This is a genomic window from Hymenobacter sp. UYCo722 (assembly GCF_040547115.1).
Lineage (GTDB): Bacteria > Bacteroidota > Bacteroidia > Cytophagales > Hymenobacteraceae > Hymenobacter.
In genome coordinates this window covers 615,851-636,732 of record NZ_JBEPPC010000002.1, presented here as the reverse complement: position 1 = coordinate 636,732, position 20,882 = coordinate 615,851, and the positions used below count along the sequence as shown (strand labels likewise).

General features: G+C 60.1%; 20 protein-coding genes. 16 read left to right on the top strand and 4 right to left on the bottom strand.

Annotated elements, in window-relative coordinates:
* Window positions 1–2 precede the first annotated feature (2 nt).
* Both ABIB44_RS08460 and ABIB44_RS08455 read left to right on the top strand, forming a co-directional pair.
* On the top strand, window positions 3–668 hold the full coding sequence (locus tag ABIB44_RS08460) for an alpha/beta hydrolase (protein WP_354584204.1): 666 nt from the start codon (window positions 3–5) through the stop codon (window positions 666–668).
* 141 nt (window positions 669–809) lie between these two features.
* On the top strand, window positions 810–1,610 hold the full coding sequence (locus ABIB44_RS08455) for a cyclase family protein (RefSeq protein ID WP_354584203.1): 801 nt from the start codon (window positions 810–812) through the stop codon (window positions 1,608–1,610).
* A 102-nt stretch (window positions 1,611–1,712) separates the two neighbouring features.
* On the opposite strand, the gene rpmA is transcribed toward ABIB44_RS08455, so the two are convergent.
* Both rpmA and rplU read right to left on the bottom strand, forming a co-directional pair.
* Entirely contained in the window at window positions 1,713–1,988 is a 276-nt protein-coding gene (gene rpmA / locus ABIB44_RS08450) for a 50S ribosomal protein L27 (protein ID WP_354584202.1), read from the bottom strand.
* A gap of 101 nt (window positions 1,989–2,089) precedes the next feature.
* Window positions 2,090–2,395 (bottom strand): 50S ribosomal protein L21, encoded by a 306-nt coding sequence (gene rplU / locus ABIB44_RS08445; protein ID WP_354584201.1) that lies wholly within the window; start codon window positions 2,393–2,395, stop codon window positions 2,090–2,092.
* Window positions 2,396–2,903: 508 nt separating this feature from the next.
* On the opposite strand from rplU, the gene ABIB44_RS08440 reads away from it, so the two are divergent.
* The 5 genes from ABIB44_RS08440 to ABIB44_RS08420 all read left to right on the top strand — a co-directional run bounded on the left by ABIB44_RS08440 (window position 2,904) and on the right by ABIB44_RS08420 (window position 8,935).
* Window positions 2,904–3,863 carry a ribonucleoside-diphosphate reductase small subunit gene (locus tag ABIB44_RS08440; RefSeq protein ID WP_354584200.1) on the top strand — a complete coding sequence of 320 codons (960 nt, stop codon included), beginning with the start codon at window positions 2,904–2,906 and terminating at the stop codon, window positions 3,861–3,863.
* Window positions 3,864–4,410: 547 nt separating this feature from the next.
* Window positions 4,411–6,792: a ribonucleoside-diphosphate reductase subunit alpha gene (locus ABIB44_RS08435; RefSeq protein ID WP_354584199.1), complete on the top strand. Its 2,382-nt coding sequence runs from the start codon at window positions 4,411–4,413 to the stop codon at window positions 6,790–6,792.
* A gap of 70 nt (window positions 6,793–6,862) precedes the next feature.
* Entirely contained in the window at window positions 6,863–7,696 is an 834-nt protein-coding gene (locus tag ABIB44_RS08430) for a DUF3800 domain-containing protein (protein WP_354584198.1), read from the top strand.
* Between the two features lie 683 nt (window positions 7,697–8,379).
* Window positions 8,380–8,688, top strand: a complete 309-nt coding sequence (locus ABIB44_RS08425; RefSeq protein WP_354584197.1) for a DUF6883 domain-containing protein — start codon at window positions 8,380–8,382, stop codon at window positions 8,686–8,688.
* Window positions 8,689–8,713: 25 nt separating this feature from the next.
* Entirely contained in the window at window positions 8,714–8,935 is a 222-nt protein-coding gene (locus ABIB44_RS08420) for a DUF4926 domain-containing protein (protein ID WP_354584196.1), read from the top strand.
* Between the two features lie 325 nt (window positions 8,936–9,260).
* Here ABIB44_RS08420 and ABIB44_RS08415 read toward each other — a convergent pair whose 3' ends face one another.
* Complete coding sequence (locus ABIB44_RS08415) at window positions 9,261–9,920, bottom strand: hypothetical protein (protein WP_354584195.1); 660 nt, start codon at window positions 9,918–9,920, stop codon at window positions 9,261–9,263.
* 138 nt (window positions 9,921–10,058) lie between these two features.
* On the opposite strand from ABIB44_RS08415, the gene ABIB44_RS08410 reads away from it, so the two are divergent.
* The 6 genes from ABIB44_RS08410 (at window position 10,059) to ABIB44_RS08385 (ending at window position 17,077) form a co-directional block, all read left to right on the top strand.
* Window positions 10,059–10,979, top strand: a complete 921-nt coding sequence (locus tag ABIB44_RS08410) for a bestrophin family protein (RefSeq protein ID WP_354584194.1) — start codon at window positions 10,059–10,061, stop codon at window positions 10,977–10,979.
* A 59-nt stretch (window positions 10,980–11,038) separates the two neighbouring features.
* Window positions 11,039–11,470 carry a dUTP diphosphatase gene (dut, locus tag ABIB44_RS08405; RefSeq protein ID WP_354584193.1) on the top strand — a complete coding sequence of 144 codons (432 nt, stop codon included), beginning with the start codon at window positions 11,039–11,041 and terminating at the stop codon, window positions 11,468–11,470.
* Window positions 11,471–11,624: 154 nt separating this feature from the next.
* Window positions 11,625–12,635 (top strand): sugar phosphate nucleotidyltransferase, encoded by a 1,011-nt coding sequence (locus ABIB44_RS08400; protein WP_354584192.1) that lies wholly within the window; start codon window positions 11,625–11,627, stop codon window positions 12,633–12,635.
* A gap of 172 nt (window positions 12,636–12,807) precedes the next feature.
* Window positions 12,808–14,646 carry a tetratricopeptide repeat protein gene (locus tag ABIB44_RS08395; RefSeq protein WP_354584191.1) on the top strand — a complete coding sequence of 613 codons (1,839 nt, stop codon included), beginning with the start codon at window positions 12,808–12,810 and terminating at the stop codon, window positions 14,644–14,646.
* A complete protein-coding gene (lolB1, locus tag ABIB44_RS08390; RefSeq protein ID WP_354584190.1) occupies window positions 14,639–15,430 on the top strand; it encodes a lipoprotein insertase outer membrane protein LolB1 in 792 nt (263 codons plus the stop codon). The genes ABIB44_RS08395 and lolB1 overlap by 8 nt, the downstream gene beginning before the upstream one ends.
* Before the next feature lie 84 nt (window positions 15,431–15,514).
* Entirely contained in the window at window positions 15,515–17,077 is a 1,563-nt protein-coding gene (locus ABIB44_RS08385; protein WP_354584189.1) for a murein hydrolase activator EnvC family protein, read from the top strand.
* A 225-nt stretch (window positions 17,078–17,302) separates the two neighbouring features.
* Here ABIB44_RS08385 and ABIB44_RS08380 read toward each other — a convergent pair whose 3' ends face one another.
* Window positions 17,303–18,238: a LytTR family transcriptional regulator DNA-binding domain-containing protein gene (locus ABIB44_RS08380; protein WP_354584188.1), complete on the bottom strand. Its 936-nt coding sequence runs from the start codon at window positions 18,236–18,238 to the stop codon at window positions 17,303–17,305.
* Between the two features lie 262 nt (window positions 18,239–18,500).
* On the opposite strand from ABIB44_RS08380, the gene ABIB44_RS08375 reads away from it, so the two are divergent.
* The 3 genes from ABIB44_RS08375 to gatA are packed head-to-tail and all read left to right on the top strand — an operon-like array spanning window position 18,501 to window position 20,844.
* Window positions 18,501–18,896: a Sec-independent protein translocase subunit TatA/TatB gene (locus ABIB44_RS08375; RefSeq protein ID WP_354584187.1), complete on the top strand. Its 396-nt coding sequence runs from the start codon at window positions 18,501–18,503 to the stop codon at window positions 18,894–18,896.
* A gap of 25 nt (window positions 18,897–18,921) precedes the next feature.
* Window positions 18,922–19,380 carry a Sec-independent protein translocase subunit TatA/TatB gene (locus ABIB44_RS08370; protein ID WP_354584186.1) on the top strand — a complete coding sequence of 153 codons (459 nt, stop codon included), beginning with the start codon at window positions 18,922–18,924 and terminating at the stop codon, window positions 19,378–19,380.
* Between the two features lie 36 nt (window positions 19,381–19,416).
* A complete protein-coding gene (gatA, locus tag ABIB44_RS08365; RefSeq protein WP_354584185.1) occupies window positions 19,417–20,844 on the top strand; it encodes an Asp-tRNA(Asn)/Glu-tRNA(Gln) amidotransferase subunit GatA in 1,428 nt (475 codons plus the stop codon).
* Window positions 20,845–20,882: the final 38 nt, after the last annotated feature.

The following is a 20,882-nucleotide window of genomic DNA, read 5'->3' as shown; positions in this document are numbered from 1 at the left end:
CCGTGGCCGCGCCATCCGTCTTCTACCTCATTCCCGGCCTGGGGGCCGATGAGCGGGTCTTCCAGTTCCTGCGCCTGCCCGGCACCACCCACGTTCTCCGCTGGCTGCCCCCGCAAACGCCCACCGAACCCCTGCCCCACTATGCGGCCCGCCTCGCCGGAGCCGTGCCCGCCGGGCAACCCTGCTGGCTGGTGGGCGTGTCGTTCGGCGGCGTGCTGGCCCTGGAAATTGCCCAGCTGCGCCCGCTGGCCCGCATCGTCCTCATTTCCAGCTTCGCCCACCCGCGCGAGCTGCCCTGGTTGGGCCGCCTGGCCCGCGCCACCGGCCTCTACCGGCTGTTGCCGCCGCAGCTGCTGCCGCACTTACCCGGGTTGGCCAGCTGGTTTTTTGGGGTGAAAACCACCCGCGACCGCCAGTTGCTCCATCAGATTCTTCGCGACACCGACCCTCATTTTACCCGTTGGGCCCTGGCCCGCCTGCTGCAATGGCCCGGCCGCCCCGATTCGCCCACCATTCGCATCCACGGCACCGACGACCGCCTGCTGCCCCACGGCGCGGCCCACAGCCAGTACCGACTGCCTGGCGGCCACCTCATCATCATCAGCCGCGCCGCCGAAATCAGCCGGATTCTGGACCAGCTGGCATTGGAAGCGGAAAGAGTCGCGTGATTTGCACATCATGCTGAGCGCAGCCGGAGCACTTCTACTCCTCAAGCAATTCATGTAGTATGGCGGTAGCGATGCTTCGGCTGCGCTCAGCATGACGTTCTTTTGCTCATTGCCCACCGTTCACTGCTCATTGCTTTGCCCATGCTTCCCACCTATCCTTTCGCTGGCCGCTCCTACTCCTACGACCCTGCCGCGCCCCTCGATATCTCATTGCCGCTGGCCCCCGGCCCCGACCAAGTGAACTGCTTCTGGGCCGAGCCGGTGCAGTTCGATACCATCCGGGTGGGCAGCTTCGTGGGCAGCGTGGCCCTGGGTGGCAGCACCAATTACCAGCGTATTCACGTCACCCCCCACGGCAATGGCACGCACACTGAGTGCTACGGCCACATTTCGCCCGACCCGACCATCACGCTTAATCAGTGCCTGCGCCGTTTCCTGTTCGTGGCCCGCGTGGTGAGCGTGGCCCCACGCCCGCAGCCTAACGGCGACCTCGTGGTGCACTTAGCCGACGTGCAGGCTGCGCTGATGAGCCCGCCCGACCGGGCCCTACCCGAAGCGTTGGTGCTGCGCACGCTGCCCAACGGGGCTGCCAAGCGCCACCACCAGTATTCCGGCACCAATCCCACCTACGTCGAGCCCGCGCTGGCCGAATACCTGGCCGAAAACAACATCCGGCATTTCCTGCTCGACTTGCCCAGCGTCGACCGCGAGGAGGATGCCGGCCAGCTGCTGGCCCATCACGCCTTCTGGCAATATCCCGCCCAGCCCCGCCGCGAAGCCACCATCACCGAGCTCATCTTCGTGCCCGACGAAGTCGGGGATGGCCTCTACCTGCTTAACCTTCAGATTACCAGCCTCGAGCTCGATGCCAGCCCCAGCAAGCCCATCCTCTACCACCTCCATGCGCAACCTGGCGCGGGCAGCGGCGGACTGGCCCGATAAGTACTCGCCCCCCGAGCAGCTCTGGCAACTCATTAAACCAAGCCAAACGCGAAAAGGGCTGCCCCGTAGGAGCAGCCCTTTTTACTTGTAATCGGCTGGCAATTAAGCCGGCATCGATACTACTTCGCGGGGCACAACCGTTACGAGCGAACGGTCTTTGCGGCCCTTGCGGAACTGCACTTCCCCGTCAACGAGAGCGAACAGCGTGTGGTCCTTGCCCATGCCCACGTTAGCGCCGGGGTGGTGCTTGGTGCCGCGCTGACGCACGATGATGTTGCCAGCTACCAGAGCCTGGCCGCCGAAGATTTTTACGCCGAGACGTTTCGAATGCGATTCGCGGCCGTTGTTGGACGAGCCGACACCTTTCTTGTGAGCCATTTTGCTTAGTGCTTAGTTATTGGTGCATTGTGCTTGGCTTTTTGTTTGCGCCGGGCTTGTTCGATGAACCAAGCACCATGCGCTAACAACCAAGCACCAAATTAACCGATGCTGTTAATCATTACTTTGGTGAACGACTGACGGTGGCCGTTCATTTTCTGGTAGCCTTTACGACGCTTCTTCTTGAAGACCAACACTTTGTCGCCTTTTACATGGGCAACGATGGTGCCGGTTACGGCGAGGCTCAGCTCGGGCGCGCCGATGGTCAGGGTGCCGTTGTCATCGGTCAGCAGGGCGTTGCCCAGCGTTACGACGTCGCCAACGTTGCCGGCCAGTTTGTGAGCGTAAACGAATTTGTTGGCCTCAACCTTGGTCTGCTGGCCAGCTATGTTAACAATTGCGTACATCAGCTTTCGCGGGTTTTTCTGAAATGGGAAGGCAAAAGTACGGATTTGATTCGGAAAATCCAAACCCTAAGTTGTTAATCGTCATTGGCTGGCCACCCCTGAGCCGCATTTATGCACCTGCCGGTAAGTGAAGGCCAGATTAAGGCTGGATTAAAAAATTGGCTGAATCGGCCGGAAAAGCAGGTCATTTGGGGACAAGTGGGTTTATCCACAGCCCGAATGTGGATAAACAGCTCAAAAGCATTGATTTTGAGCCCGCTTTACTCATCCGAATCAGGGCCGGATTCAAGGAGTAATTACCGGTTTCAGCACATTAAAAAAAGGGGCTTAGCTAAAAAATACTGAACAAAAAAGCTAAGTCCGGTAGCAATTGGCTTTCCCGCGGGGGCTATATTTGAGGTTGAAACGCAACCCTATTTTCCTCGGTCTGCGCCAAACATCTGCCGGCGCGTCGAGGTTAGCTCGTCACCTTTTCCGCTCCAACCCGCCATCAATTCCCTGCACTCCTATGGAACCGCTCCTCGCCGAAAACCCCAACCGCTTCGTGCTTTTCCCCATCCAGAACGATGAGGTGTGGCAGTACTACAAAAAGTCGCAGGCCTCGTTCTGGACGGCCGAGGAAATCGACCTGAGCCAGGACCAGAAGGACTGGAACAACCTGAACGACAACGAGCGCCACTTCATCAAGCACGTGCTGGCCTTCTTCGCCGCCTCCGATGGCATCGTGAACGAGAACCTGGCCGTGAACTTCATGCAGGAGGTGCAGATGCCCGAAGCACGCTGCTTCTACGGCTTCCAGATTATGATGGAAAACATCCACAGCGAGACCTATTCGCTGCTGATTGACACTTACATCAAGGACCCCAAGGAGAAGGACTACCTCTTCAACGCCCTCGAAACGGTACCCGCCGTGCAGAAAAAAGGCGAGTGGGCCCTGAAATGGATTAACTCGGAAAATTTCGCCGAGCGCCTCATCGCCTTCGCGGCCGTGGAGGGCATTTTCTTCTCCGGCTCGTTCTGCAGCATCTTCTGGCTGAAGAAGCGCGGCCTGATGCCCGGCCTGACGTTCTCGAACGAACTGATTTCGCGCGACGAGGGTCTGCACTGCGACTTCGCCTGCCTGCTCTACGGCTACCTCCAGAACAAGCTGGCTCCCGAGCGGGTGCAGAGCATCATCGCCGACGCCGTACGCATCGAGCAGGAGTTTGTGACCGACGCTCTGCCGGTGAGCCTCATTGGCATGAACGCCAAGAACATGGCGAACTACATCGAGTTTGTGGCCGACCGCCTGCTGGTGTCGCTCGGCTGCGCCAAAATATACAACACAGCCAACCCCTTCGACTTCATGGAGATGATTTCGGTGCAGGGCAAAACCAACTTCTTCGAGAAGCGCGTGGCTGAGTACCAGAAAGCCGGCGTAATGAGTGAGCGGACGGAAAACGCCTTCTCGCTGGACGAGGACTTCTAAGCCAACCCAGCTTGTTATGCTGAGGAACGAAGCATCTTATCCCCGCCGAACAAGTTGTTCGAGGGGATAGGATGCTTCGTTTTTTGTGAGTACCTCGGCTATAATCGTCTGTCTTGCTGAGCCTGCGAAGCATTCCCTCACCGCTGAACGAATCAGGCGAACGTAAGAGGATGCTTCGTTCCTCAGCATGACAGGGTATTGTGTTGGCGTGAGAGGATGCTTCGCAAGCTCAGCACGACAGGGGATTGTGACGAATTCGGGCAACGGTCAGACGATGCTTTGCAAGCTCAGCACGACAGACTATTTCTGGGTTTCAGTGAGAAAAGTGGCTGAATGAGGTATTTAAAGCCCTATGTGGAAAACTTCTGTATTTTTCCCTTGCCCTCCCGAAAGAGAAGCGGTAATTTCCGGGATTGAATGAAACGAGGCATCCACTTTCCAGTGCCTTCGACGCTACCCTTTCACATCTGCGCTAACAAGTTGCGGCTACGGGGCCATCCGGCGGCTGCTTTTTATACGAAAAAACCCACACCAAAACACCACTGGTATGCTAGTAATTAAACGCGACGGCCGCCGCGAATCCGTCAAGTTCGACAAAGTAACCGCCCGCATTGAGAAGCTCTGCTACGGGCTGAACATGGATTTCGTGTCGCCCATTGCGGTGGCCATGAAGGTGATTGACGGCATCTACGACGGCGTGACCACCGTGGAGCTGGACAACCTCGCCGCTGAAACGGCCGCCTCGCTCACCACCAAGCACCCGGACTACGCCATTCTGGCGGCCCGCATTGCGGTGAGCAACCTGCACAAGGTGACATCGAAGTCGTTTTCGAGCACCATGAAGCGGCTGTACACCTACGAGGACCCGAAGAATGGCGACAACGCCTCGCTACTGGCCACCGATGTGTGGGAGGTGATTCATAAGAATGCCCACACCCTGGACTCGGCCATTATCTACGACCGGGACTACAACTACGACTTCTTCGGCTTCAAGACGCTGGAGCGCTCGTACTTGCTGCGCCTGGAGGGCAAGGTGGTGGAGCGGCCGCAGCACATGCTGATGCGCGTGTCGGTGGGCATCCACAAGGACGACATTGACTCGGTTATCAAGACCTACAATCTGCTGAGCGAGCGGTGGTTTACGCACGCCACGCCGACGCTGTTCAACGCCGGCACGCCGAAGCCGCAGATGTCGAGCTGCTTCCTGCTGACGATGAAGGACGACTCGATTGATGGCATTTACGACACGCTGAAGAACTGCGCGCTGATTTCGCAGTCGGCCGGTGGCATTGGCCTTTCGGTGAGCAATGTGCGGGCCACGGGCTCCTACATCAAGGGCACCAACGGGCAGTCGAACGGGCTGGTGCCCATGCTGAAGGTGTTCAACGACACGGCCCGCTACGTGGACCAGGGCGGCGGGAAGCGCAAAGGTGCCTTCGCCATTTACCTGGAGCCCTGGCACGCCGACATTTTCGAGTTCCTGGACCTGAAGAAGAACCACGGCAAGGAGGAAATGCGCGCCCGCGACCTGTTTTACGCCCTCTGGACGCCCGACCTGTTTATGAAGCGCGTGGAGGAAAACGGCGACTGGACGCTGATGTGCCCCCACGAATGCCCCGGTATGGACAACAGCTGGGGTGCGGAGTTCGAGAAGCTGTACCTGAAGTACGAGCGCGAAGGCCGCGGCCGCCGCACCATCAAGGCGCAGGAGCTGTGGTTTGCCATCCTGGAAAGCCAGACGGAGACGGGCACGCCCTATATGCTGTTCAAGGACGCGGCCAACGGCAAATCGAACCAGCAAAACCTGGGTACGATTAAGTCGAGCAACCTCTGCACCGAGATTATTGAGTACACCGACAAGGACGAAATTGCGGTGTGCAACCTGGCCTCGCTGGCGCTGCCCCGCTACCTGGTGACGGATGCCAAGGGCAACACCACCTTCGACCACGACAAGCTGTACGAGGTGACCTACCAGGCCACGCTGAACCTGAACAAGGTGATTGACGTGAACTACTACCCGGTGCCCGAAACGCAGAAGTCGAACTTCCGCCACCGGCCCATCGGGCTGGGCGTGCAGGGGCTGGCCGATACGTTCATTGCCCTGCGCATGCCCTTCGAGAGCGACGAGGCCTGCGGCCTGAACAAGGACATCTTCGAAACCATCTACTTCGCGGCCATGACGGCCTCGAAGGACCTCGCCATCAAGGACGGGCACTACGAAACCTTCCCCGGCTCGCCCCTGAGCCAGGGCAAGTTCCAGTTCGACCTCTGGGGCGTGACGCCGGACTCGGGCCGCTGGGACTGGGAAAGCCTGCGCGCCGAGGTAGTGAAGTACGGCGCCCGCAACTCGCTGCTGGTGGCCCCCATGCCCACGGCCAGCACCGCCCAGATTCTGGGCAACAACGAGTCGTTTGAGCCCTACACGAGCAATATTTACGTGCGCCGCGTGCTCTCAGGCGAGTTTATGGTGGTGAACAAGCACCTGCTGAAGGACCTGGTGGCCCTGGGCCTCTGGAACGACGGCATGAAGCAGGAAATCATCGCGGCCAACGGCTCGGTGCAGGGCATTGCCCGCATCCCGCAGCACATCAAGGACCTGTACAAGACGGTGTGGGAGATTTCGCAGCGCCGCATCATCGACCAGGCCGCCGACCGCGGGGCCTACATCTGCCAGAGCCAGAGCCTGAACCTGCACGTGCAAAACGTGAACTTCGGCAAGCTCACCAGCATGCACTTCCACAGCTGGAAGCGCGGCCTGAAAACGGGCATGTACTACCTGCGCACCAAAGCCGCCGCCGACGCCATCAAGTTCACGGTGGAAAAGCAAGCCGCCGAAACCCTGGAGCCCATGGCCCTGGTGGAGCAGAACCAATCCGACATGAGCTGCTCGCTGGACAACCCGGACGGCTGCGAGGCCTGCGGGTCGTAAGCTGATTCGATATATTCTTTAATTCAAAAAAGGAGGACTTTAAGGCCTCCTTTTTTGCTTTTTCTACCTGATGGAATATCGAATTTACTGCGACGAATCAGTCAAGGATGGCAAGTTCTTTTCGAATTTTTACGGAGGGGTTCTAGTCCGCTCAAGCGACCTACGGCGCGTGGAGAAAGCGATAAATGCAGTCTGCGATGAGCATCATTTCAACAATGAAATCAAATGGCAGAAAGTCACCGCAAACTACCTTAACAAGTACATTGCTCTGATGGACACCTTCTTCGACCTGATGGACGCCGGTTTGTTGAAGGTGCGAATCATGTTCACCCAGAATGCAAACAGGCCACTCAACTTGTCGGATGAGCAGTTACAGAATGAGTATTTCATTCTGTATTACCACTTCTTCCAGCATGCCTTTGGCTTGCCTTACAGCAATGATTCTGGCCGTCCGGTATATGTAAGGGCGTATTTTGACTATTTGCCCGACACCTTGCCTAAGCGGCAGGCGTTCAAGGAATACATCAAAGGATTGCAGACGAAGCCGGAGTTTAGGCTAGCACATATCAAGTTCAGGAAAGATGATATCACTGAAATTGATTCCAAAGCTCACCGTTTGCTTCAGTTATTGGATGTAGTGCTTGGTAGTATGGCTTTTCGCCTTAACGATAAGCATCTCGAAAAGCCTGATGGTGCCCGGTACCGTGGGAAGAGGACTATCGCAAAGGAGAAGCTATACAAGCACATCAACGCGCGAATCCAGCGACTGCTTCCCGCTTTCAATTGTGGCTGTTCTACCGGCTTGCGTGGCGGTGGTTTGGAGAACCGCTGGCTCCACGCTTATAGACATTGGCTTTTTGTGCCCAATGCTAAGGAAGTAGATACCACGAAGTATAAGAAATAGAAAAAGCTCCGTTCTCCCTACATTAACTTCCCAAGTGGAACTTGGGCGTTCGGGAGCTACAGAGCTTTTCTATAGAGCAAAGGTGGGAAGATTCCGCTGGAATTCCACAAAGTATTTTGTAAAAACGCAAATAGCCCTCGGCGAGTTTCCAAGTATTTACCATTTGCTCAGTAGCGTCAAACTAAAAAGGACGGCGATGGTGCCGTCCTTTTTTATATAGCCTAAAGAGGCTTAAGCCACCACAGAAACCTTGTCCTTACTAACAATTCCCTGATACAAATCCTCTGCACTGTTGTGAGTAGCGCTAGTTGTTTGTTCCATTTTAACCTCCTTTTTAAATGTTGTGTCTGCGTTTATTGTCAAGTTCAAGTTTATCCAGCAAATGCTTGCGTTAAAGAGCAGGATAAGTAAGTATGAACCAATCTTGCTCTTGGTTGTCGTTGAAAATTTTGGTGCAGAGGAGGGGGATATGCTGTTCTTGGGTTTGGTGTCTGGGTACCAACGAGGTGGTCAAATCCAGTAACTCTTCAAAGATAGTAACCTAAGCTTCCCCCGCCGCTGCCGCCCCCGGTCGCGGCGGGTTTGGTTTTGAAACCTAAGCTTCTTCAGCCGCTGCCGCCCCGAGGGCGGCGGGTGGGCGGTTGGGGCCGGGGCCGCGTTAGGGCAGGCATTAGCTTTGCCGGATGACGCTTCACGACAAGCCGCTGTTTGTGGCAGCCAACAAGGTGCAGGATTATCTGCTCAACCCTGACCACCCGATTGGCGGGGCCAAAGCGCGGTTCTTTCTGGGCATCGGCTATTCACGGGAGCATTACGAGCAGCTGATTGCCGATTTGATTGCGCATGGCCACACGCGCACTGTCACGGAAGAGAAAGAATCGCCCTACGGCGTTAAATTTGTGGTGATGGCCCGTTGCTGGCTCCTAATGGCCGGGAGTACCCGTTGCGCACCGTGTGGATGGAACAATCGCCCGGTACGTTCGTTTTGTTAATCACCGCTCACTTACTCGACCGCTCATGAAACCCTTCGCCGAATTAGACATCGTGCAATTGCAGCAGGCGCATCCGGAATGTGGCTTGCCCACCGGAGCCGTGGGTACCATTGTATTGGTGTACCGGCAGGGCGAAGCCTATGAAGTAGAATTTGTACGCTCCGACGGTACCACGCAAGCGGTATTGACCTTGCCCGCCGCCGAGGTAGTCGCGCCAACTGCTCACGCGGTTCGGCAGGCGGCTTAACTGCTCTGTAGCTCTTGTATCGCCCAGCCGCTGCCGCCCCGGTCGCGGCTGGTTTGTTTTTAGGGGAGCTCACGCGTCGTTAGAGAGAAACACTAAGCATCGTTCAGCCGCTGCTGCCCCCGGTCGCGGCGGCTGGTGGGCGGCTGGGGGCCGGGGCCGGGTGTCATGCTGAGCGCAGTGAAGCATCCTCTCACCGCTGTACGAATCGCTGTAGCGTGAGAGGATGCTTCACTGCGCTCAGCATGACAAACCCAGCCGCTGCCGCCCCGGTCGCAGCGGTTGGGACTGGGCACGTTGATGAAGCGGGTACCTCCGCGAATCGGCTTTACCGGAAATTGCAACTGGTGCCGCTCCATAGACTGGTAATCACGGCTTCTTTGCCGGGGCCATCCAAGATGCCGTAGAGGCCGGAAGTAGTGCAAAACTCCTGCCCCAGCGTTGATTTAGCCACCTTAACGACGTAGGCTCCTTCCAGCTCAGCCCGGGTCGAGCCGATGCCGACCCCAGCCATGGTAGTTGGTTTGGGCGTTGCGCCGCTGGCTACCCCTGCGTACCAGCCCACAAATTGCCATTCCCTGGCGGCCCCGGCTTTCTTCTCCTGCAACACCAGGGTCAGCCCGTTGCTCCACGAAGCCATTTTCAGGGGGCCAGCCCCGCATTCGCTGTTGATGCCGACGCTTTTGGGTTCAGTTTGCAGCACCTTGCTCACGATGCCAACCAACTCATCCTGCGGCATGCCAAAGGGTATTTCCCGGGTCGAGCCCGTCGGCTGGCTCACCAGCTGCAGCGCATTCGAGGTCAGGGCCAGCAGCTGCGGGCGGGCCGCAACGCTGTCCGGAGTTGCGGCGCTGGACGTTGGCTGGACCGGGCCCGGCGCGGTACCCGGTGCCGCGGCTGCCGTCGGGGCGCTTTGCGCGGTATCCGGACTATGCTGACAGCCAGCGAGGAGCGAAATGAACAGCGGGACGAGCACGAGTTGTTTCATAGAGTAGCGTATACTGCTTTTGTCGGGCGCAGGGTTGGCCCCCGCCGCCGCGGGTGGGCGGTTGGGACCTTGGAAACAGTAGATTTACCACAATGCGGCGCGAATAGCCACCCACCGGCCGCATCCGTAGGGCAGCTTATGATTATTCGTGAGAAAGACAACTGGTTTCGCCTGCTCTTCGCCTGGCACGGGTCGGTGCTGCCCCAGATTCTGCCGCGCCTGCTGGTGTTATTGGTATTGTCCGGGGCTGTGTTGGCAGCCCACGTAGAGCTGCCCTACTACAAAGTGCCGCTCAGTGCGGCACCCTTCACCCTGTTCGGTTTCACGCTGGCCATCTTTCTGGGCTTCTACAACAATGCCAGCTACGACCGTTTCTGGGAGGGCCGCAAGCAGTGGGGCGCGCTGCTGAACACCAGCCGCTCGCTGGCCCGGCAGGCCCTCACTTTGGGCGGGCAGCCGGCGGGCGAGGCCGGCCCCCAACAGTTCGTGCGGCTCCTCATCGCCTTCACCTACGCCCTCAAGCACCAGCTGCGGCGCACCGAGGCCGGCCCCGACCTGGCCCGCCTACTGCCCGCGCCCCTGGCCGAGGCCACCCGGGCGGCCAGCTTCCAGCCCGTGCACCTGCTGCTCGCCATGAGCCGTTGGGTGCAGCGGAGCCGCGAAGCCGGCCAGTTCGATACCACCACCCAGCTGGCTTTCGACCACAATTTCAACCAGCTCTCCGATATTCTGGGCAGCTGCGAGCGGCTGGCCAACACGCCCATCCCGTACACCTACAGCGTGTTGCTGCACCGCACGGTGTACCTCTATTGCTTCCTGCTGCCGTTTGGCCTCGTGGATAGCACCGGCTGGATTACGCCACTCATCGTGGCCTTCGTGGGTTACACGTTTATGGCCCTGGATGCCATTATGCGCGAAATTGAGGAGCCCTTCGGATTGGAAGACAATGATTTGGCCCTGAATACCATAAGCCACACCATCGAAGCCAGCCTGCTGGAAATGGCCGGCGAGCCCGTGCCCCCGGCCCCGGCGCGCTCCCACCGCTACGTGTTCGATTGAGCCGGACGCCACCCCGCAACGGGCCGCTTCTCTATATTTGCCCACCCCTACCCTATCGCATGCGCATCCCCGTCATCAACCAATCCAGCCACCCGCTGCCCGAATACCAGACGCCCCACGCCGCCGGCCTCGACCTGCGCGCCTACCTGGCCGCGCCCGTCACGCTTGGTCCACTCGAGCGGGCGCTCATTCCCACGGGCCTGAGCCTGGAAATACCCGTTGGCTACGAGGCTCAGGTTCGGCCCCGCAGCGGCCTGGCCTACAAGCACGGCATCGGGCTGGTGAACAGTCCCGGCACCATCGACGCCGACTACCGGGGCGAAATCAAAGTGCTGCTCGTGAATTTATCGAACGAGCCCTTTGTGGTGAACGACGGCGAACGCATTGCCCAGCTGATAGTTGCCAAACACGAAACCATTGCCTGGCAGCCCACCGACGCCCTGAGCGAAACCCAACGCGGCGCGGGCGGGTATGGAAGTACGGGGAAATAGCAATGATGAATGGTGAATGATGAATGGTTAGCGGTTAGTGCTTGGTGGTAAATGCGGCCTAATTACAGGTCAACCAGCAGCTGGCCATTAATCACTTACCATTGGCTCTCCAATCATTGACCACTGACCATTAACCATTAATAACTGACTACTGATGAAGATTATCGTCCCGATGGCCGGCATGGGCAAGCGCATGCGCCCCCACACCCTCACCGTTCCCAAGCCGCTAGTGCCCATTGCGGGCAAGCCCATTGTGCAGCGCCTCGTGGAGGACATTGCCAAAGTGTGCGGCGAGCCCGTGGACGAAGTGGCATTCATCATCGGCCGCTTCGGGGCCGAGGTGGAGAAAAGCCTGGTGAAAATTGCCGAATCGGTAGGAGCTAAGGGCACCATCGTGTACCAGGATGAGCCCCTGGGCACGGCCCACGCCATTCTCTGCGCCCAGGACAGCCTCACTGGCCCGCTGGTAGTGGCCTTTGCCGATACGCTCTTCAAGGCCGATTTTACCCTCGATTCGAGCGTGCCCGGCACCATCTGGGTGCAGCAGGTAGCCGACCCTAAGCCCTTCGGCGTGGTGAAGCTCAACGAGCAGGGCGAGATTACGGAGTTCGTAGAAAAGCCTCAGGAATTCGTGTCGGACCTGGCCATCATTGGCATCTATTACTTCCAGGACGGCGCGTACCTGCGCAGTGAGCTGCAATATTTGCTCGACAACGATATCAAGGACAAAGGCGAGTACCAGCTCACCAACGCCCTCGAAAACATGAAGAACAAGGGCACCGTGTTTGTGCCCGGCCGCGTAACCGAGTGGCTCGACTGCGGCAACAAGGATGCCACCGTATTCACCAACCAGCGCTACCTCGAGTACCTGAAGGAGCGCGGCGAGTCGCTGGTGCACGAGTCGGCCAAAATCACCAACTCGGTGCTGATTGAGCCGGTGTACGTGGGCGAGAATGCCATCATTACCGACTCGGTAGTGGGCCCGCACGTGAGCCTGGGTGCCCACTCGAACGTGCGCGACTCGCGCCTGAGCAATTCCATCGTGCAGCAGTCGGCCTCGCTGCTGAACGTGGTTATCACCAATTCCATGGTGGGCAACTTCGCCACCGTCACCGGCACCCCCGACGACCTGAGCCTCGGCGATTACAACCAGCTGCGGGTGTGAGGAGTGGAAGTGGGGAGCCGGGGGCGGGAAGTGGCGAATGCCATGAAATTAATTGGCCCCTGCTGCCGTTAGGCGGCGGGGCGGCCACTTCCCGTTCCCCGCTTCCCACTTCCTTTTTATTCCCCTTAATTTTGGGAGCCGGGCCCTGCGCCCGGCTTTGTTGTATGCTGCTATGATGCGTCGAGTTGTGCTGAGCGTAGTGTTGTGGGCCGGCCTGTTGGGCGGCGTGGTGGCCCAAGTGCCCGCAGGCGGCACCGTGCCCGAAAAACCCCTGAGCCGCCGCCAGCAGCGCGCTCTCGAAAAAGAGCAGCAAGAGTTGGAAAAGAAGCTGGCCGAAGCTCGCGCCAAGCGCGCCACCCTGCGCGCCCAGATGTCGTCGCTGATGACCGAGCGCGAGCGCGAGCGCAGCGAAGCCCTGTTCGTGGACGGCGTGAAGTATTCGCTGCTCGAAGACTACAACAAGGCCCTCGAAAGCCTGCTCAAGGCCTACGCCATCGACCCCGATAACGCGGCCATCAACTACAAGATTGCCGAGGCCAACATGCTGAGCGGCAACATGCGCGATGCGGCCAACTACGCCGAATCGGCTACCCGCATTGCGCCCAAGAATGCCTACTACTACCTGCTGCTGGCCCAGATTCAGGCCAGCCAGAAGCAGTACGACTCGGCTATTAAAACCTACGCCACGCTCATCAAAGAGGTGCCCAACTCGGGCGGCTACCTATTCAATCTGGCCGACCTGTACCTGGCCCAGGGCAAGCTGCCCGAAGCCCTGACCACCTTGGAGCAGGCTGAGAAGGAGTTTGGGCAGGTCGATGAGATTTCATTCAAGAAGCAGCAGATTTACCTCAAGCAAAACAAGCTGGACCTGGCCCTGGCCGAGGGCGAAAAACTCATCAAGGCCAATCCCAACGAGGTGCGCTTTGTGATGGCTCAGGCCGAGCTGTATGCCAACAACAACCGCCTGCCCGACGCCCTTCGCATTGCCCAGCAGGCCCTGCGCCTCGACCCTAGCGCCGCCCAGGCCCACCTGATTCTGGCCGACGTGTACCGCCAGCAGAACCTGGCCACCGAATCGGCCCAGGAGTTGCGCCTGGCCCTAAGCAGCCCGTCGCTCGATATCGACGTGGCCGTGCGCATTCTCGTTGGCTACCTCAAGCAGCTGCCCAGTCCGCAGGAATCCATCAACCAGCTGGCCCGCGACCTGGCCGCCGCGACCGTAACGGCCCACCCGCGCGAGGCCAAGGCCTACGCCATCAGCGGCGACGTATTAGTGCAGACCGACCGCAAGGCCGAGGCCCGCAACGCCTACTCGCGCGCCCTGCGCTACGACAACTCCAAGTTTGAGGTGTGGCAGCAGGTGATTGGGCTCGATGGGGAGCTGAACCAGACCGATTCGCTACTGCTGCACAGCAACCGCGCCCTGGAGATTTTTCCGAACCAGGCGCAGTTCTGGTTCTACAACGGCATCGGCTACCAACTGAAAAAGCAGCCGGCCCGCGCCGCCAAGTCGCTGGAGCACGGCCGCAAGCTGGCGGCCAACAATGCCGCGCTGCTGGCCCAGTTCGATGCCCAGCTGGGCGAGGCCTACCACGAGCTGCACGAGGACGACAAGTCGGACGCCGCCTACGAAGCCTCGCTGGCCAGCGACCCCAGCAACATTCTGGTGCTGAACAACTACAGCTACTACCTGTCGTTGCGCGGGGTGAAGCTCGACAAGGCCAAAACCATGGCCGGCAAGGTGGTGAAGCAGTTCCCCGACAACGAGACCTACCTCGACACCTATGCCTGGGTATTGTATAAGCAGAAGGACTACGCCGGGGCGAAGGACGCGCTCGACAAAATCATTTCGAAATCGACCGACGGCTCCATCATCGAGCACTACGGCGACATTGTTTATCAGCTCGGCGATAAGGAGAAAGCGGCGGCTGAATGGCAGCGCGCCCGCAAAGCCGGCGGCACCTCCGACCTGCTGGAGCGCAAACTGAAGGAACACAAGCTTTATGAATAAATTCTCGCTGCTGCTGGCCCTGGGCCTTGGGCTGGCCGGCTGCGCCCGCAAGGCCTTGCCCACCAAATCGATGGCCGGGCCCGGCACCTCCACCCCCGTGACCGAGCCAACGCTGCCTTCGGTGAAAGCCCAGAATACCGACTTCGACTTCCTGAGCATGAAAGGCAAGGCGCAGGTGACCATGAAAGGAGATAAGAAAGGTGCCAACATCGCGGTGCGGATGCGGCGCGACAGCATTATCTGGGTATCGGCCGGGCTGGCGGGTTTCGAGGGGGTGCGGGCCGTGCTCACACGCGACTCGGTCCACGTCATCAACCGCCTCGAAAAAACCTACTTCAGCGGGGGCTACGACTACCTGAGCAAGCTGCTGAACGTGCCCGTGAGCTTTGAGCAGATGCAAACGCTGCTGCTCGGCGACTACCTGCCCGCGCCCACCGGCACCCAGCCCACGGTCGCCACCGAGGAAGCCGGCCGCCAGCGCGTGAGCTACGCGCTGCGCGGCGTGCTGGTCGAACACCTGCTGCAGGCTGGCAACACCGGCCGCGTGCAGCAGCTGCACGTGAGCGACAATGCCACCAAGCGCAACCTCACCGTCGACTACACCGATTTCCAGCCCCTCGACCCCGCCCAGCCGCTGCCGTTTGCCCACGCTGCCTTCATTCAGGCGCAGCAGGCGGCAGCCGGAGCCGTCACGGCGGCCATCAACTACACCAAGGTGGAAGTGAGCCGGGCGCGGCTCTCGTTTCCGTTCGATACACCCAAAGGCTACCGCCGCATGCGCTAGGCCGGGCCGGTAATTTCCGGAATCAGCCCGCGACTGCCTAATTTCGCCTTTCTACCAGACTGGTAGGTTTTTGAACACCCTCCCTTGAATAAGCAGGTACCCCAGGCCAACCGCACAGCACTTTTATCCGCGTCGGGCGCGCACTTGCGCCGGCGCTGTTGGTGGCTGCTGCTGCTGGGTGGATGGCTGCTGGCTGGCCCGGCGCTGGCCCAGCAAAAGCGCCCGCAGCCGGCGCGCCGGGGCAAAGCGCCCAAGCAGGCGGCTCGCCCCGCGCCCACCCGCCGGGCTCCGGCTCCGCGCCGCGCCGCTGCCCCCCGCGCCAAAAGCAAGTCTCAGCTCGAGCGCGAGCGCCTGAGCAACCTGCGCCAGATTGAGCGCACCAGCCAGGCCCTCGACCAAACCCAGGCCAAAAAGAAGGTAAGCCTGGGCCAGCTGCACGTCATCAGCGAGAAGCTGACGGTAAAAAAGCAGGTGATTCGCGGCATCTCAACGCAATTGCAGGGCATCGAAACCAACGTGCACCAGACGGTGCAGCAGGTAGTGCAAACCCAGCAGACGCTGGCCCAGCTGAAGGCCGAGTATGCGCGACTACTCTACACGGCCTCGAAGACGGCCAATGGCTTCAACCGGCTCATGTTTTTGTTTGCCTCGGAGTCGTTTAATCAGTTTGCGCTGCGCCTGCGCTACATCCGGCAGTACACCGAAGAGCGGCAGCGGCAGGCGGCCCGCATTGTGGGCACGCAGTACCGGCTGCACGAGCAGCTCACGGGCCTCACGCGGCAGCAGCAGCGCAAGAGCAGCCTACTTAATAGCCAGCTCAACGAAAACCGCAGTCTGCTCAGCCTGAAATCGAAAGAGGATGAGATGGTGCAGCAGCTCAGCCAGCAGGAACAGGGCCTGCGCCAGGAGCTGGAAGAGCGCCGCCAGGCCGTGAACCGCCTCGATAACCTGATTGCTGAGCGCGTGCGCGAAGAAATTGTGCGGGCTGCCCGGGCCGCCCGCCTCGCCGCCCGGCGCGAAGCCGCCCGCGCCGCCGAGCGCGAAGCCCGCGCCGCCCGCACGCGCAGCAACAACGCCAGCGCCGCTCGCCGCGACGAGGCCACTGCCACCACCGAAAGCCGCAGCGACGACCCCACCGCCGCCCCCGAAAGCGACGCGCCTGAAACGGCTGCCGAAGCCGCCGCCGACCGCCGCGCCGTGCGCATTGCCCTCACGCCCGAAACGGCGCTGGCTTCGTCGTCGTTTGCCGGCAACCGGGGCCACCTGCCCTGGCCCGTGAGCCGGGGCTTTATCAGCCAGCGCTTTGGCCGCCACCCCCACCCGGTACTACGCAACGTAACCGTGGAAAACCGGGGCGTCGATATTCAGACCGATGCCGGCGAATCGGTACGCTCGAGCTTCGATGGCAAGGTCCTCACCATCACCAGCATCGCCGGTATGAACACCATTGTGATGATTCAGCACGGCGACTTCTTTACCGTATATGCCAAGCTGCGCTCGGTGAACGTGCAGGAAGGCCAGCGCGTGCGGGCCCGCGAGGTCATTGGCACGGTGGCAACCGACAGCGAGGGTACCTCCGAGGTGCAATTTCAGGTATGGCACAATTCGTCCAACCTGAATCCGGAAAGCTGGCTTGGGCACCGTTAAACAAAGGCGCAAAAAAAAACCCGAACCAAAGGTGCGGGTCTTTCCGAGCTATGAAAACAAACTTAGCTGTCGGTTGAAGGGTTTTTCAACTGCTTCTGCCGATAACCGTATCAAAGATGCACGGCCGGGCACCCTGTAGCTGGCGCATTTCGTTGAAATATCCAATTTAGCCGACGAACGGCCGGTTTCGCCGTGTTGGGTGGCGCAACCGGGGCGGCGGCGGGCCTAAATCACCGTTAGCCGGGCCAGCAGGCCGGCTTTGTAGGAGCTGCCAATCGATACGCGCAAAGGCAGGCGGCCCGGTCCGGTCGCCGGGCCACCATCCAGGGATAGCGTGTCGCCTTCAATGGCCACAATACGGTCCAGCCGCACGATGTACTTGCGGTGAACGCGCGCAAACTCGGCACTGGGCAGCTTGGTTTCGAGGTCCTTCATCGTGCCGTACACCGTGAGGCGCTCGCGGCTCAGATGCAGGTTTACGTAGTCGCCCAGGGCTTCCACATACAGCAGGTCGGCGGTGGGCACGCGCAGCAGGCGCTGCTCCTGCTTCACGAAAATATCGGGGCGGCTACTGGCCGGAGCCAGCCCGTCGGTGCGCCCGGCCAGCCGAATCACGCCTTCCAGCTTCTGGCGCTCGCTGTCGAGTAGCAAACGGGTACGCCGCAGTTCTAGGTGGGCCATTACCTGCCGGGCCAGCAGGCGCAGGGCCTCGCGCTGGTCGGTGCGCAAGGCCCGGGGTATCGTATCGAAGGCGCACAATGTGCCCAGCGGGTAGCCTTCGGGCGTGAGCAGTGGAGCCCCGGCATAGAACCGAATGTGGGGAGTGCCAGTCACCAGCGCATTAGTTGCAAAGCGGGTATCGTTTATCGTGTCGGGCACTTCGAATACGCCAGTGGTGCCAACCGCCCGAATGGCCGTATCGCAGAAAGTCTGCTCACGCGGCATTGTTCGCGCATCAAAGCCAACCATTGCCTTGGACCACTGCCGGTCTTCATCAAGCAGCGATACCAGCGACATCGGCGTACCGCACACGAAAGCTGCCAACAAGGCAAGGTCGTTAAACACAGGGTCGGCCTCGGTATCGAGAATTTCGTAGCTGTGCAACGCTGCGAGGCGTTCAAGTTCGTGGGAAGCCAGAAAAGAAGCAGGAGAAAGTTTCATGGCAGATGAAAAACAAGCGTGGAGGGCGAATAAGTCACCGTTGGCTCAGCAAGTACCGACAAAGCTAGAGCTGTCTTTTACGCTGGGTTAGCACCTTCCGGCCAATCTGGCTGTTATGACGGTCAATCACCTCGCCCGGCCCACCAATGGCGGGTTCATCGGCAAAACATCTACTAAGCGGTATCTTTGAGACGCCAAAACCCGTTTAGCTGCGTATATCCGTTTTTCTCACCATCCACCGGGCCCAGGCGCCCACCCTCTGATGCTTCATTCCCTGTTCCTCATCGGCAGCTTCGGCACCACCGAAATGCTGCTTATCCTGTTCGTTGTCATTCTGCTGTTCGGAGCTAAGCGTATTCCCGAGTTATTTAAGGGCATGGGCCAAGGCGTGCGCGAGTTCAAAGACGCTAGCACCAAGCCCGAAGACCAGCAGCCCCAGTACCGCGACCAGCCCGGCCAGCCGCCCTACCAGCAGCAGTTCCCTTCGCAGCAGCCCGGCTATGGCCAGCCCCAGCAGCCTAATTATCCTCAGCAGCCCGGCTACGGCCAGCAGCCTGACTATAACCAACAGCCCAACAGCTACCCCCAGCAAACCGGCTATCAGCAGCCTACCCCGCCGGCCTATAATCCCAACGACCCTAATAACCAGCCGCGCTAACCCGCGCTTTTAGCTTTCAATAATCATGCATACTCCCTTCGTATTATTTCTGGGCGATATCGGCGGCTCTGAGCTCATGCTCATCATGGTCGTCATCCTGATTTTCTTCGGGGCTAATAAAATCCCCGAGCTGGCACGCGGCCTCGGCAAGGGCATCCGCGAGTTTAAGGATGCCAGCACCGAAATCCGCCGCGAGTTCGAGCAGGCCGGCCAGCCCGCCGCCCCGAACCAGCCGTACCAGCAGCCCAATCCCTACGCGCCCCAGCCGCAACAGCACAACACCCCGCTGCCTCTGACGGCTGAAGCCAGCTCTGGCTCCGGCTTCGACCCTTGGGCTGCCCCCGCCGCGCACGCCGCATCGGCTATGCCCACGGCCGACCAGTACGACCCGGCCCCGCCCGTAGCTACCGTGCTGCCCCCCAACCTGGCCCCCGAGGGCACGCAGCCCCGCCAGCCCTACCTGCCCGCCGATTCCGGCGCATAATCCTTCTGCTATCGGCCACCTAACTCTGCATCAAGTTTGAAGCGTTTTCAGTCATTATCCGAAGTTCGCAACGAGCTGGCGGCGGGCAACACGTCCTGCCGCCAGCTCGTCGATTATTACCTCGATAGCATCGAGCGTCAGCAGCACCTCAACGCCTTTCTGGAAGTGTGGCCCGACGAGGCCCGCACCCAGGCCGATGCCGTGGATGCCAAGCTGGCTGCCGGCACTGCCGGCCCGCTCGCCGGTATGGTCATCGGTATTAAAGACGTGCTGGCCTATGCCGGGCACTCACTGCAAAGCAGCAGCCGCATGCTCGACGGCTTTAAGTCGCTCTTCACCGGCACGGCCGTGCAGCGCTTGCTCGATGCCGATGCCATCATCATCGGCCGCCAAAACTGCGACGAGTTTGCCATGGGCGGCTCGAACGAAACGTCCTATTTCGGTCCGGCTCGCAACGCGGCCGACCCCAACCGCGTTCCCGGCGGCTCGTCGGGCGGTTCAGCTGTAGCGGTACAGGCCGATATGTGCCTGGCATCCATCGGCTCCGACACGGGTGGCTCGGTGCGCCAGCCAGCCGCGTTTTGTGGCGTGGTGGGCTTTAAGCCCACGTACTCGCGCATTTCGCGCTACGGGCTGGTCGCCTTCGCGTCGTCGTTCGACCAGATTGGTCCTATCACCCGCTCGGTGGCCGATGCGGCGCTGCTCACGGAAATAATGGCTGGCCCCGATGGCATGGACAGTACCGCCAGCCAGCGCGAGGTGCCCGCCTTCAGCCAGCTGCTCACGCCCGCGCCGCACTACCGCATTGGTTACATCGCCGATGCCGTGAACAATGAGGGCCTGAACCCCGAAATCAAGGCGGCGATGGAGACCCAGCTCGACGTGCTGCGCGGCCAGGGCCACGTGGTGGAAGCCGTGGACTTCCCCTACCTCGATTTCATGATTCCGACCTACTACATCCTCACCACCGCCGAAGCCAGCTCCAATTTGGGCCGGTTCGATGGCGTGAAGTATGGCTACCGCGCCCCGGATGCCACGGATTTGGAGTCGATGTACAAAAAGAGCCGCGCGCAGGGTTTTGGGCCCGAGGTGCAGCGTCGCATTCTGCTAGGCACCTTCGTGCTCAGCGCCAGCTATTACGACGCGTACTATACCAAGGCCCAGCGCGTGCGCCGACTCATCAAAGACAAAACCGACGAGTTGCTGCGCCAGTATGATTTCCTGGTGCTGCCCACTACCCCCACCACGGCCTTCAATATTGGCGAAAAGCAGGACCCGGTGAGCATGTACCTGGCCGATATCTTCACGGTGCAGGCCTCGCTGGCCGGCGTACCCGCTATTTCGGTACCCGTGGGCGAAGATGCCGCCGGCCTGCCCATCGGCCTGCAGGTGATGGCTGGCGCTTTCCGCGAAGCTGATTTGCTGGCCTTTGCCAGCACCATCACTGAGGAAGTACTGGCCTAATAGGCTACGCTCAACGACCGTCCAGAGAAACGCCCGGC